Below are 13,534 nucleotides of genomic sequence, written 5' to 3' on the forward strand. Positions count from 1 at the left end.
CGCCTTGCTGAGCGCGCTTTCTAAAAAATCATTCTCCAACGTCAACTGTCCGATCTTCGCGTGCAACACCTTCACGTCGATTGGCGGTGCAGCTGGGGGCGCGTTGCCCGCGTCGAACACATCGGCAACCCGCTCCTGCAACTGCTTCTTCCAGTCCGTGATCTGGTTCGGATGGACATCAAATTGCTGGGCCAACTCTGCCAGCGTCTTGTCGCCCTTAAGCGCCGCTAGTGCCACCTTTGCCTTGAATGCCGGTGAGTGTGTCCGTCGGTTTCGTTTCGTCATCTTCTGGTTCCTTTGCCGGCATTATGCCAGGCTCACGCCCCAGCTTTTCCACTCAATGAACTGTCCGAATTTCCGGAGCCGCCTCTGAGATTAGCGGCATTAGTTGCCCAGAAGGTGTACGCAGACAGACAGTATTGGCAGGAATTTACTTGCGATACAAGCAGTGCGATCCCATCTCTGGTCTTTGAATCTAACGTTTTCGCGAGTGCTCCCTGAAACCCCGTCCAACCTGTTAAAGCATTCGGGCTGAGAGACATTACACTGAACAGGTTCGGAGTAGATCCGAATTGTCTGTTAAACGCGTCAAGTATCGGCTTTGAGGCGAGGGGCGTTTCGTCGCACGTCGGGATTGCGATACGGGTCATTTACTTTCTCCGGTTAAAGGCCAACGGAAACGATCGATAAAAATGGTAGCTAATGCTGTATGGAGACAGAGACGTCGGAATAAAAGGTGATTTGTATGACCCGAGGGTGATTTACCGATCCGACTTTGGCAGGCGCGTTTCCATTTTGACAAGTTCAACGAGCGTGTTTGCTTTCATCTTACGCATAAGCTGCCCTCGATGCACTTTTATGGTTATCTCGCTGAGATTCAACTTTGCTGCAATCTGCTTGTTCATCATGCCCCCCGTGACCATGGAGAGGAGCTTGCGCTCGTGAGCAGTCAAGGACTCGTATCGTTCACGCAGCTCTCGACGGCCTCGTTCGCTTTCGCGCCGTGCACGGTCGTGCACCATTGCAGAACGTACCGCGTCAAGCATGTCTTGGTCACGAAAAGGCTTGCTCAGAAAGTTATGGGCGCCCGACTTCATCGCCTTTACAGTCATCGCAATATCACCGTGCGCCGTCATAAAGACGATTGGTATGTAAACCTGGAGCTTGGCGAGGCGCTCTTGGGCCTCGAGTCCGCCGATCCCGGGCATTCGAATATCCAAGATGAGGCAGCTCGGCAACGCGGCGGCCTGATCCGCGTTCTTCATCAACACGTCAATCATTTCCGTGGCTGAGTTGAAGAGCCTTACCTCCAAACCCACGGTTGCCAGCAGATCTGCGACAGATTCTCTGACCGAGATGTCGTCATCGACAACATAGACCAAAGGGGACGATTCCATATCATAATCCTCCGATTTCGAAGAAGACATATTCGCTTATTGGTTTTAGATTAGGATCGGACATCATTCACCTGATGTACCGTTTAGATACGGCAACGTAAACCGGAATACGGTTTCCTGTTCGCGCCGTTCGGCTTGAAGTAGCCCTCCATGCGCCTCTACGATGGAGCGACACACTTTGAGTCCCATGCCCATTCCATTCGGTTTAGTTGTGAAGAGTGCGTCGAAAAGCTCCTCTGCAGAGTGTTCACCGAACCCGCATCCATTGTCCTGGACGGTCACCATCGCAAACGCGGTATCATGCGAGGCAGAACTCACAATTAGCGACTTTTGTGTCCCGAGGTCGCATAGTAAAGCATCCATAGAATTACGTAGGAGATTTTCGAGAACCTGTTGGATCTGCGTGCGGTCGCCGAGCACTGGCTTAGCTACATCGGTTTGCAGGCGCAGTCGGATATTTGCGCGGTCGAGCTCGCCCTGCAGGAGAAACGTGACTTCTCTGATAGCATCGTCCAGGTCCACTGGAACCTTAGTAATACCCGAGTTGGATGCTACAGCCCGTAGCCCTCTGAACACTTCAGCAGCGCGACGGGCGTCTCGAGCCACGCGTCGAGCGGAATCGCGTGCCCGAGCTGCTTCGGCAGGTGATTTCGACAGCCACCTAAGACAAGCCTCCGCGTTCGTGATAATTCCCGTGAGTGGCTGGTACACCTCGTGAACGATTGATGCTGCCATCTCGCCCATCGTGGAGAGGCGATGGGCACGCGCGAGTTCTGCGCGCGCCGCTTGGAGCGCGTTCTCCGCGTTACGTCGTTCCGTGACGTCAACGGTTACTCCGATGTACTGCAGATTTCCTGCGTCGTCAGTTTGCGGGTGACCTTCGACTTGTACATATTTGATTTCGCCGAAGCCGACGACAATCCTGAATTCAAGTTTAAAGACGCGACGAGCGGCAATGGCTTTCACGAGTGCTATTCGCACAAGCGGGAGGTCGTCAGGGTGGGTCAGATTTATCAGTTTTGCACTCGGCATACGTCGTTCATGCGGAATTTCAAATATCCTGAAGAATTCTGACGATGCTTCGAGCATGTTGGTAAGTGCGCACCACCTCCAGCTGCCCGTTCGACTCATTCGTTGCATGTGAGCCAATTCTTTTTTGTTCGCACATAGCGCAACTTCGACCTCTTCGATTGTTTTATTCTCGATAGCGATGCGTGCATGGAGCCGCAAATTTTCTCGTTTTACCGCGGCTTGCGCTGAAAGAATGTTTAGGCAAGAGATAAGAGCCTCATCGAACGGTAGTGCGTCGGGCTGCGTATCGAGACAGAGAATTTCCCGGTTCCCGTCACCGTTGAGCAAAGGCAGACACAACATCGGGTTTTCAAGGAGATAGGTTTGTGGGCTTACGCCGACTTGTTCCCGCTCATGGGATCTAGTCCCCAAGAGGACCGGCCTACATGTTGGCGAAACCTTGTCGAAGACCTTCCTGAACAGTGCATCCGATTCGACGGGTCGCCGGCAATGATTGACGGTAACTTCGTCATTCTGGGAACACCGTGCTTCGCATTCGACGAGCATAGTCTCACCGTCGTGGCTGATGAGTCGTACCCGGTGTGCCTTTGTTATAGATATGGCACATTTCAACAAAGTTCTGACAACTTCCTCGTCATTAGTAGTACGTGAAAGTTGTTGAAAAACCTGGACCATTGCCAGTAGCTGCGCGCTATGCCCATTACCGATCATGCCTGTTGTGGTACTCAAGGTATGTTTTGTGTGACGGGAAGCCGGGTTTCTGCCGCATGGTGGATGGTCGTGAATATTGAAGCTATCGAGGACTGGGCTAGCCAATCTTTATGGTCCTGAGTTGATGGAGGGTAGGACGAACAACCTCTTCGAGGTGTCTGCGCTCTGGCCGTAGCCGGAAAAGGATGATCAGGCTGAGCAAGTTTGTCAGGAGGAGGCTCCCAAGGTCAGACGAGGGTTGGGTGCGGATAATCTCCCCCTCAAGCTGGCCCGCCGAGACGCAATCAGTCAGATACTTTTCGATCGCGTCAATTGTCTCTGAGACGATCGCGCAACATTCCATATCGAGGTTGGCGGTTTGGAAACCGGCCTTGAGTAGCAGCTTTGCATCGTTTCTCGTCGGATGAGCGCACGTGTCAACTGCTTCAGCGAAGAAGCGCTCGATCTTACGAAAAGGAGAGAGTTGCGCTTGTTCACTCTCTATTGTCGGCCTGAAGCTTCGCTCGACACTCTGGACGAGTGCGCTACGGAATAGTGACCGCTTGTCGCCAAATGCGTTGTAGAGGCTTCCGCAACTTACATCTGCACGAAGCGCAAGTTTGCGCATCGATGCATCCAAGAAGTTGTTTGCGCCAAAATAGCTGATGGCAGCGTCTATAACGTCGAACTCGTTGAATTCTCGGGGACGTGGCATGATTGTGCGCAAGTTCAACTGTTTAGGAACCCGGATTCGGGTTCGCATAAGATCACATCAAGGATGAACATTCTTGAGCGAGCCAAATTCGACTGTTTCAAGGCCTCCGTCGCTTGTTGGGCGGGACTTTTGATAATCGCGATGCGCCGAGGCGTGGAGATTTTCCAAGACGAGCGGCGTGCTACACCGGAATTGACGCTCGGTTCGCATTGATCGCCCAATAACGCAATCTTTTAATTTGAGTCGGATGGGCCGGTCCGTAAATCCTCAGTGCTGCGCATTACTTGTTTGACGGTCGCGTACGCGAATAACGCAGTCCGTTGAGCGTTCGGTGCGACAATTTCCCGTCCACGCACCATAGAAAGGACGTCGTCGTCTGTTGACCGTTGCGACAAGACCTACGGCACTTCCCCCACACTGATATCTGTTTCAAGAGTGACAAAGTCGGTGCTGATATTAGCAAGTTCTGAGCTTTTCGCGTTGCCGCATACGTATGCGCGGATATACCGCGGTATGTTATACATGGACGTCTGCCGAGGACGCACACAGCGGGTTTCGTATTGTCTGAATTCTAGGGCGTAAAGCATGTCAAGTTAGTCGAATGATCTCGTTACGCTGTAACGATGTGGAAATTTCATTCAAGCCAGGAGAGAGACTCTCTCGGAAGATCGGAACGCAGGGCAATATCTCATGCGACCATTATCGACTGGCGAGACGGTGGCAGAGCTCGCCGCCGCAGTTGGCACTTCGCGAGCGTTGGCATCGACAAGGGCTGCGGATGCAGTTCTGTCGGATCGCCGGTGGACATCAACGGTACGAGACAAGCAACGACAACTGCTGGAGATTCTCGGTGGCCGCATTGGACCGCTGGTGCGGCTCACGCAAGACCTGCTTTCCGCTTCGGCAGCGAATTGCTGTTCCGTATGAGCGAGTTTTTTCACGTCTAAGTCGTCGTGCTGGATGCGGTTCAGGACGTGAGCTGCGCAGAGTCCTTAACGGTCTTTTGATCGCGGCTGTATGCTTCGCGGAGCCGGGACAACCTGCGTGGGCTGGCTGGCTGATGCAGTCCGCCACGCAGACCCCGTTTCGTGACCGTCAACGAGTGACTACGGCGCGGCTGAGGGATTCTTGATCACATCGCCGGCAACCTCACATGAGTGCAATATATGAGGTACTTCTACAGGCTAAACTGCCCGTAAAAGGCAAGGGGCAGCATCAGGCGTTCGAGGGCGGTCGAGTCGAAGCGGTGCTGGCAAATGACGTATCTTCTTCCGTGAGTTCAATCGATGCTTCGAGAATTGATCGCCGAGTACGGTTTGCCGCTGGTTTTTCTGAATGTATTGCTTGAATCGCTTGGTTTGCCAGTACCGGCGATGCCGACACTTATACTTACTGGCGCCATCACCTCGTTGATAGGCGATCACGGCAACGTCTGGTCGATGAGGCTAACCCTGTTCAATGTGGTTCTCGTTGCAGCGAGTTCTGCTCTCGTGGGTGACTTGTTGTGGTTTTGGCTCGGACGACGATATGGGAGCCGCGTGCTGGGATTCCTATGCAGCATGTCGATATCGCGGGACAGTTGTGTGGGCAGGAGCAGCGAGCTTTTTGGAAAGTTCGGCGTTCGTGTTCTTGCCGTAACCAAATTTATTCCCGGCCTCTCGACGCTCGCGATCCCGGTCGCCGGTGCGATGGGCGTATCTCTCGTCAGTTTCCTCTTTTACGATGCCGTTGGGGCTGCGCTGTGGGGGACCATGGGGGTAGCTCTCGGCGTGCTGTTTGCCGATGCCGTAGAACCGATTCTTAACGTCCTCGACTGGTTCGGTTTTGGGGCGGTGATCATTGCCGCGATATTCCTGCTTATTTACGTGGGTTTTCGATGGCGACACCGAGCGACCCTGCTACGGCGTTTGCGCATGCCTCGGGTCGATGCTGTGCAGCTTGATGCGCTGCTGACACAAAAGCCCCCGCCTTGCATCATAGATGCGCGACGAGGACTGAGGCGACAGAGCGATCCTGTGCGGATTCCAGGTGCGATTGTGCTTGATCACGGCGCATCGATAGCACAGCTCGACGGGTTGGACAGGAGCAGGAAATTTGTCATTTACTGCGACTGTCCGAACGAAGTGAGTGCCGCATTAATTGCGGAGCAAATGAAGACGGAAGGGTACAGCCATGTATTTCCACTCGCCGGTGGCCTCGATGCCTGGCGGGCTGCGGGCTTTTCCCTCGAGCCGCTGTTGCTTGACGAGGCGACGCGCGAAGCGGTGGACAAAATTCATCACCGATCCGCATCATGAGACGGGGTGTCAGGTCGTACTCGGCGCCTGGCATGTGCCGTCGCGCGTCAAAGCTGGGAGATCAGCGTCGCAATGATGACGGAGCAAAGAAATAGAGACAGCGCGCGACTTGCGGATATCATGCGTGGCTTCCGAAAACCGGGCGGTAGATATTGTATTCCCGTTGTCATCGGCAAAATCAGGTCTTGTCGCTTGACGATCCGGTAAAGGGCAATCACAGCTATGTGAATAGCGACGAACGTCATCAAGATCGTAAACAATAACCCGTGCACAGATACCAACATATTCGAAGTATCGCCAGAGAAAATGCCGAAAATCGGCCCTACTCGGGCCACGTCGTTGTACGCATATAGTCCCGTCAATACCTGCATCGACAGTACAAGGATGAGTGTAATCACCATCCATCCGCCAGCGGGCGTGTGGCCGACGTACGTCGGACCAGCGTGAGAAAAAAAGCGGCGAATGTAGGCTAAGACATTCGACGGGCGTACGAGAAACCGTCTGAAAAGCGCGGTTTCGCTGCCCCAAAAACCCAACAGAATGCGGAAGATCAGCAGCGTCAGGGTTAATTGCCCCAGACGAACGTGCCACGTCATCCAGTTGTACCGGGATGTCACATACGCCGCGATGACAAGGCCGACAATTAACCAGTGAAAGATTCTCACTGACCGGTCCCATACCCGCACGGGCAGGCGTTCGCACTCAGGGGAAAGTGACTTTGATGCCTTATCCAACATTTGCTCCTTTTGGGCAATACAATCGCAGGAGTTTATGCTGCGACGAGTGTACGTCGCGGCGCCGGCGTTCATAAGCACGCGACGCAGATATTTGGTATCGGTGTCTTATACCAAGGTATTTCTCCACATCTGCCAGCCGCAATTCTCTCCGAAGTGTTGTGAACAAGCCGCGATACGTGTCGTCACATTGTGAGCACGAAAATAAGGGAAATTCACCGGATGCCCGAAGGTCCAGAGATAACGGTATATAAGATGCAAGCGCATTCAACGCACAAGCCCCCGGTACTTGATGCATTTTGCGCGGCGGCGGCCTACTTGCTCCGGTTGACGTGCGCTTTTCATGATAACGATCCCGGCAAATGCTAGATCGAGCAATTGTGTTCATATCGGTAGTGGAATTCGACGACGAATATACCGACGGATGCGGGAGCGATACGCGACGAATATTGTAGCGTAGCTTCTCGATGGCTAACATTGCCTCCGTGTCCACTCAGGGGGTAATCAACGATGGGCCGCTCAATTAAGCGCCATACGTCGGGCGTAAAGACAAAGCTCAATCTCGCCTCTCAGAAGGCACAGTGCTTGTGTAATCGGGATCGAGAAAGTTCACCAATTCTGATGTCGTCAACGAAGAAGGTGTCAAATGACTCTAGAAGCTCGCGAAGACATTATTGAGAGAGCGTTGCTTTGCCTTTTGGCGCCACAACCAGCGCCAAAGGTGACGCTTGTTAAAAAGAAGAAATTCCGTCGAACGAAAGCCCTGATGTGCCAGGTGGAAAAGGAAGCGCCCAAGAAAGAACTGTTGCCCGCAAGGATCTCGATAGTTGAGCGGCTTTCATCGGTCACGCTTAGTATCTGCTGGAGCGACTCGACTACAGGGTATTTTGGCGAGCAGGTCTGGAGGATGGGTCTCGCACACGGCCGATCATTCTGCGCGCTAAGCGGTAGACCGATCAAGATTGGGGATTCAGTTTTTCGACCATGGGTGAGCGAGACGCGCGCACCGGCAAACAGTCATCGAATGATCCTTGCCTCGTGCGTGCATATACCGAATTCACGACGGTGATCGCGGGGAATCGATCAAAGTGATCGCGCGTCTTCTGTGGCGGTCGGAAGAATAGCTGCGCTAGTTGTGGCACAGATGGTCGCATTTCTCCGCCGCTAAATGAGCCAGCTACGAAGCCATGGCGCGGGCGTCACAGGTCATAGAACACCGGAGCGAGCATGTCGACTACTCGTCTAAGTAATATAGAGAAACGTCTCGAATACGTAGCTGGTCGAATGAAGTCGTTCCGCGGGGAAGAGGGGGGGGTGATCGCTAGTCTGTTGCTCATAATACTACGAAGCGCACAGCGCACGCTTCCGCTTTCTGTTGCAGTGTGGTCGATACTGGAGTTGCCACTCGAGTTGTTCCTCGCACAATCATCGACAGAGCGTTTCGCTTCGGTCGCGGGGCGTTTGATTTGGGTCGCGTTAGCCATCGCGACGATATTCAAGATGCGGTTGGCTAGGGTTATGTTTATTTTCCTCTGTGCGGTCAGCTCGATAGTTGTTGCGCAGGCGCTGCCGATGGCGTATGAATCGTCTCCGCTGGTCTTTAGTGTATTGGTGATTGATCTTTTGCTTAAAGTATTGACACTTTGGATATCGCTAACTCCTACTCTTGTTGCTAAAAACTCTGCCTAAACCGAGTGTGCTTGAGCGTCGTTACTGTCCCTGCATTCAGGCTAGAAGTTGTGTGCTGCGCGAGGCGCAGAACGGACGACGGTTTATTTCGCAAGACCGCGGCGTCCAGCCATAATAGTTGCACCCATACAGCAATACCGGGGTGATGATCTGCGTCTGAATCGAGCAATCCATTTTTGCTCGTCCGGATTCCCTCTAGGCCATCTTTGAGCCACGGCCGGTTTTGCACGAACCGTCAGTTCTTTTCGCGATCCTCTAATCGGGCCGAACGCACCTGAGGTCGGCGCAATCTTTTTTGAACTGAGCATAAGCGTCGCTTGTTTATGAGGCACCAATACGAGAACTTTTGATACGGGGTTTCGCGCTTTCGGTTCTGCTGCTATAGCCCGCGTTTTCGGTTCTTCTGTCAGAGGCTTTTTTGCAAAAAAAGAGCCCGCCGGTAAGCGGGCCAATTCCTTTCTAGTCCGACGACAGGGGTGTCGTCAAGGTAAGCTTATCACCGACTTCGACCACCTCGCGATGGTTCGTTACGCTGTAACAGATGGCGGAGTGACAAGTCTCGTTCGATTTTGTTCTGCGGCCTGAACGGAGCATCCGCCGCGAAGACGCTCTTGACGTCCTCCGCACTCTCTGTGGTTGGCTGCCGTGCCATGCGCGGAAGGATCAGGATTTCTTCTACAAGGCGGCGGCGTCCCGCCACGAGAATGCTTACTGCCGCATCAAGGTCGCGATGATGATACGCACCACATTCGACGCATGCCCGTTCACTTATTCCGAGGCCCTGCCGACCCTTAGGGCCAGCGCGCCTGTTACAACAGATGCAGTTCTGAATGGAGTAACTCTCATCGACGTCCTCGCACCACACGCCGGCGTAATCGGCCTTGTACTGCAGCATGCTCCGGAACAGGCTTCGGCCCGCGTCGAGCACGAATCTCGCCATCGGTGTCCTAGCGAGCGCCAAAGCGTTCATGCCGAAATCGTATGCGGCAGTATATAAGCCCGATACCCACGGGACGTTGCGACTTAAGTCGCATCGCCATACCATCAGTTGCTGGTGTGACATGCTGTCATGTCAGGTTGCCGATACGGTACGTTCTGACGGGCAGTGTCAGTGATTAGATTGTTTAGGCTGTTCCAGATTCTCATCCAAGAAAGTCTCCTGAATAGCCGACATCGCCGAGCAAGCCAACGAGGAGGTTGAAAATGAAATCGTGTCGCCGTGAGTTCATCGTACAAAGCGTTGTAGGGTTAGTGTCGAGCGCTTTTCTTCCGCTCGTCGCTCATGCAGCTGAAGAACTGTCTGAGACTGATCCGAGCGCGGTCGCACTCGGCTATCGAGTGGATGCGACCAAGGTGGACAAAGCCAAGTTTCCGAAGTACGCCGCCGGCCAGAACTGTGCGAACTGTCAATTCTACCAGGGCAGTGCATCTGCAAAGACTGCCGCCTGCCCGCTGTTCACGGGCAAGACCGTCGAAGGGGCTGGCTGGTGCAATGGGTATGCGAAGAGAGGGTAACTCACGGCCGGTTTCGGCCTGCGCGAATCGCTAGTTCTGCAACAAACCGTGTGATCGTATTTCCCGTTTTCCGGCGGCGCCGAGCCAAATGCAAGGGGCTCATAGCCGCCCGAGACGTGGCCTGCCCGAAAGCCTGTCTCCGATGCACCCTACATTAGGGCGAACGGCCTACGTGGCATATTCCCATGATCGAGGTCGAAAATGGACGTGACATCAGATGTTCCGCATCGCCCATCATTGCGCGACAAGAAGGTGGTAGTCGCGCCCTCTTCACGCATTGCGGTCTGGCAACCGAGGATCCCCCCGAAGACGTTGCTTCTTGATGTGCTGTTCGCAGTGACCTTAGCCTGCGGGGCGGCGTTCGCGCTGGCCAAGTATCACTCGCACATGAATTTTTACGACAGACTGGTGTTGATATGCGCGATTCCTGCGCTTACCACGCTGGGATGGCGTTGGAAGCCGGCGCGCATGCTGATGGTCGGTATCGCTGCATTATCCGTGTTTGCGATTAACCTGTACGGCGATGTTCTCGGTCGAGCTGATCACGCATTTTTCCTGAAGTACCTTCTATCGAGTCAATCCGCGATTCTGTGGATGAGCGCACTATTTGTCCTCGCAACACTGTTCTACTGGATCGCTATGTTAGCTCGCTCGTCATCGGCGGGCGCAATCGCATCGAAGCTCACCTGGAGCGCTGTTCTGATGGGCTTCGTCGGGATGATGGTGCGCTGGTACGAGTCCTATCTGATCGGACCGGACATTGGCCATATCCCTATCTCGAACCTGTACGAGGTCTTCATACTGTTCAACCTCATCACAGCGCTTTTCTATCTCTATTACGAGAGGCATTACAACACCCATGCGCTCGGAGCTTTTGTGCTGCTCGTGATTAGCGCCGCAGTTGTATTTATGATGTGGTATTCAATATCGCGAGATGCCCAGCAAATTCAGCCGCTTGTCCCCGCGCTCCAGAGCTGGTGGATGAAAATACACGTACCAGCGAACTTCATCGGGTACGGCACTTTTGCTCTATCCGCGATGGTTGCCGTCGCCTATCTGATGAAAGACAAGGGCATCCTGGATGATCGGCTCCCGGCGCTCGAAGTACTAGACGATGTGATGTACAAGTCAATTTCTGTGGGATTCACATTTTTTACCATCGCGACGATTCTCGGTGCGTTATGGGCGGCGGAAGCGTGGGGCGGGTACTGGAGTTGGGACCCCAAGGAAACTTGGGCGCTAATAGTATGGCTGAACTACGCTGCTTGGTTGCATATGCGTCTGCTTAAGGGCCTCCGGGGCAGGCCCGCGGCATGGTGGGCGTTGACGGGGTTAGTGGTCACAACATTCGCCTTTATCGGCGTCAATATGTTTCTTTCGGGGCTGCATAGCTACGGGAAACTCTGAAGGGGGTGTGCGGCTTCGTAGGCACTCGCGTCCTACGGGTCGTGCACTAATGGCGGTGTGCACGGAGAGGCTTATGCAGTGCCGCCGCGACTCGCTCATGAAGCGTTCAGGCCCGCACGCTGATGCTGCTTTCGTAGCTTCGTTGCAAAGATTTCGGAGAGACGCCATCGTTGCGCCAAACCGGGGCCTTGCTGAGCATGAAATTCGCGTGACGCCAATACCCCTGCCTGCCAGGGCCACCGATGCAACTTTCCTAGGTCGGGGCCTGCTTTGCAGTTGTCGGTGTGAGCGCACCCGGTTACGGCAGCCCTTCTTTGCGGTGCCGTCCGAGTGATAGTTGCCGGGAGTGTTGGCGCGGCGTTGCCGGTCGATGTGCCGGTGCAGGCGGCGAATGGTACCCGCGTCGCGATGGTCTGGATCTGGTGTGTCAACGACTGTCCGCGACGGGAGATGATGTCCGCTGCGCCAGAATGTACACTTCGGCCTCGTCGGGATGCATGTCTCACTGGATCGATGGTTGCGAGCCCGTCAAATAAAATTTTGGTGGCGAGGCCGTCACCTTCAATTTTGGCCGGAAGACGCTGGATGCGGCGCTGTCAGCTGATATCGCACTGGGCTGGCGGTGGCAGGGAAGAACGGGAATGGCGTGCCCTCGTATATCCGACGCGTTCGGCGGTCTCTAACGCTCGAAAAGCCGTGCCTTGTGTAAGGTGACCCTGCCTGCAGTGGAAAGCCCTCATGGTGATGCCGCAAGCACTTCATGCTAGAGCGTGTTGGGAACCTTGAAGTACCGGGACTGCGTGCACGAGCATAAGCATGGCGAACACCACGAAATGAAGTCCAGCAAGAGTTTCGGGTAGTCGTTCATAGTCCCGCGCGAGGCGGCGGAAGCGGTTGAGCCAGCCAAAGCTGCGCTCGACCACCCATCGCCGGGGCAGCAATACAAAACCTTTCTTTGCTTCCTGCAGTTTGATGACCTGCAGGTCAATGCCTTCATCGCTTGCGGCCTGTGCGGTCTCTTCGCCCGTGTATCCCTGATCCGCGAATGCCACCTTGACCGTCTGTCCCGTAATTTCCCGCACCTGACGCGCGAGTTCTGCTACCTGCGCGCGCTCCTGTTCATTGGCCGGTGTTACATGCACCGCCAGCAAATGTCCCAGCGTGTCGACTGCGATATGGACCTTGCTGCCGCGTTTGCGCTTATACCCGTCATAGCCCGCGCGCGGACCACTCTCGCAGGTTGACTGCATGGTGCGACCATCCAGAATGTAGTGGTCAACTTATTTCGGACAGGCAGATAGGTTCTTTCGCTATCGGTTTGGCCTCGTAGGCGGCGGGCGACAGATAGCCCAAAGTGGAGTGCAAGCGCGCCGGATTGTAGAAAGCGACAATGTACTGGTTGATGTCGCGCCGTGCCTCATCGTGGTTGGCGTACTGACGCTGCCACGCACGCTCCATTTTGAGGTTCAGGAAGAATCTCTCCATCACCGAATTGTCCCAGCAATTTCCTTTGCGACTCATGCTGCAAACCACGTGATGCTGCTTCAGCAAGGCCTGGTACTCATCGCTTGCATACTGGCTGCCCCTGTCCGAATGCAGAACCAGTCCCGGCGCTGGCCGACGCTGCTGTAGCGCCATGGTCAACGCCGACATCACCAGTCCAGCCGGCATGGTTGGTGCCATTGACCAGCCAACCACCTTGCGCGAGTACAGGTCCAGCACGACCGCCAGATAGAGCCAGCCCTGCGCCGTGCGAACATACGTGATGTCCGAAACCCATGCGCGATTACGCTCGGGCACATCGAACTGTCTGGCCAGCACGTTCTCTGCCACAGGTAGCGTATGCCTGCTGTCGGTCGTCGAGACGAACTTGCGCTTCCAGCTCGTGCGCAGGCCCGCTTCTCGCATCACCGTACGCACCGGTAACGACCAATTCGTAGCCCTTGTTCCCGCAGTGCATGCATCACGCGGCGGCTACCATAGCTCGCGCCGCTCGCGGCGAATGCTGCTTTGACGTGTGTCTGTTCCTGCAGCCATTTCGCGCTCGGCCTGGCGCTC

Annotated in this window: 11 protein-coding genes and 3 pseudogenes; 5 read left to right on the forward strand and 9 right to left on the reverse strand. The window is 54.7% G+C overall.

Features of this window, described 5'->3' with window-relative positions:
- The 5 genes from GCT13_RS44375 to GCT13_RS44395 all read right to left on the reverse strand — a co-directional run.
- Positions 1-285: transposase (locus GCT13_RS44375; protein WP_152768057.1), on the reverse strand; the 285-nt coding region annotated here is incomplete at its 3' end.
- Between the two features lie 32 nt (positions 286-317).
- A complete protein-coding gene (locus GCT13_RS44380) occupies positions 318-650 on the reverse strand; it encodes a carboxymuconolactone decarboxylase family protein (RefSeq protein ID WP_152768058.1) in 333 nt (110 codons plus the stop codon).
- 111 nt (positions 651-761) lie between these two features.
- Entirely contained in the window at positions 762-1,397 is a 636-nt protein-coding gene (locus tag GCT13_RS44385; RefSeq protein WP_227747338.1) for a response regulator transcription factor, read from the reverse strand.
- 63 nt (positions 1,398-1,460) lie between these two features.
- Positions 1,461-2,771: a sensor histidine kinase gene (locus tag GCT13_RS44390; protein ID WP_193727947.1), complete on the reverse strand. Its 1,311-nt coding sequence runs from the start codon at positions 2,769-2,771 to the stop codon at positions 1,461-1,463.
- 466 nt (positions 2,772-3,237) lie between these two features.
- The gene (locus GCT13_RS44395) at positions 3,238-3,834 is read right to left on the reverse strand and encodes a TetR/AcrR family transcriptional regulator (protein WP_193727948.1); all 597 of its coding nucleotides are present in this window, start codon (positions 3,832-3,834) and stop codon (positions 3,238-3,240) included.
- 1,286 nt (positions 3,835-5,120) lie between these two features.
- Here GCT13_RS44395 and GCT13_RS44400 point away from each other — a divergent pair.
- Positions 5,121-6,131: a VTT domain-containing protein gene (locus GCT13_RS44400; protein WP_152768062.1), complete on the forward strand. Its 1,011-nt coding sequence runs from the start codon at positions 5,121-5,123 to the stop codon at positions 6,129-6,131.
- A gap of 47 nt (positions 6,132-6,178) precedes the next feature.
- On the opposite strand, the gene GCT13_RS44405 is transcribed toward GCT13_RS44400, so the two are convergent.
- Positions 6,179-6,868, reverse strand: coding sequence for a cytochrome b/b6 domain-containing protein (locus tag GCT13_RS44405; protein ID WP_193727949.1), 690 nt, complete (start codon positions 6,866-6,868; stop codon positions 6,179-6,181).
- 763 nt (positions 6,869-7,631) lie between these two features.
- Here GCT13_RS44405 and GCT13_RS44410 point away from each other — a divergent pair.
- A complete protein-coding gene (locus tag GCT13_RS44410) occupies positions 7,632-7,934 on the forward strand; it encodes a DUF3331 domain-containing protein (protein ID WP_227747340.1) in 303 nt (100 codons plus the stop codon).
- A 158-nt stretch (positions 7,935-8,092) separates the two neighbouring features.
- Positions 8,093-8,554, forward strand: a complete 462-nt coding sequence (locus GCT13_RS44415) for a hypothetical protein (protein ID WP_152768065.1) — start codon at positions 8,093-8,095, stop codon at positions 8,552-8,554.
- 496 nt (positions 8,555-9,050) lie between these two features.
- On the opposite strand, the gene GCT13_RS50225 is transcribed toward GCT13_RS44415, so the two are convergent.
- Entirely contained in the window at positions 9,051-9,617 is a 567-nt protein-coding gene (locus GCT13_RS50225; RefSeq protein ID WP_321575028.1) for a transposase, read from the reverse strand.
- Positions 9,618-9,757: 140 nt separating this feature from the next.
- Between GCT13_RS50225 and GCT13_RS44425 the strand changes: the two genes are divergently transcribed.
- Both GCT13_RS44425 and ccsB read left to right on the forward strand, forming a co-directional pair.
- Positions 9,758-10,069: a high-potential iron-sulfur protein gene (locus GCT13_RS44425; RefSeq protein ID WP_152768066.1), complete on the forward strand. Its 312-nt coding sequence runs from the start codon at positions 9,758-9,760 to the stop codon at positions 10,067-10,069.
- A gap of 315 nt (positions 10,070-10,384) precedes the next feature.
- Positions 10,385-11,476: pseudogene (gene ccsB, locus GCT13_RS44430) on the forward strand (c-type cytochrome biogenesis protein CcsB); the annotation flags it as partial.
- A gap of 758 nt (positions 11,477-12,234) precedes the next feature.
- Here ccsB and GCT13_RS44435 read toward each other — a convergent pair.
- Positions 12,235-12,744 (reverse strand): annotated as a pseudogene (locus tag GCT13_RS44435) (IS5 family transposase); the annotation flags it as partial.
- A 7-nt stretch (positions 12,745-12,751) separates the two neighbouring features.
- Positions 12,752-13,534: pseudogene (locus GCT13_RS44440) on the reverse strand (IS3 family transposase); the annotation flags it as partial.

This window comes from Paraburkholderia franconis (genome assembly GCF_009362735.1).
Taxonomy (GTDB): Bacteria; Pseudomonadota; Gammaproteobacteria; order Burkholderiales; family Burkholderiaceae; genus Paraburkholderia; species Paraburkholderia franconis.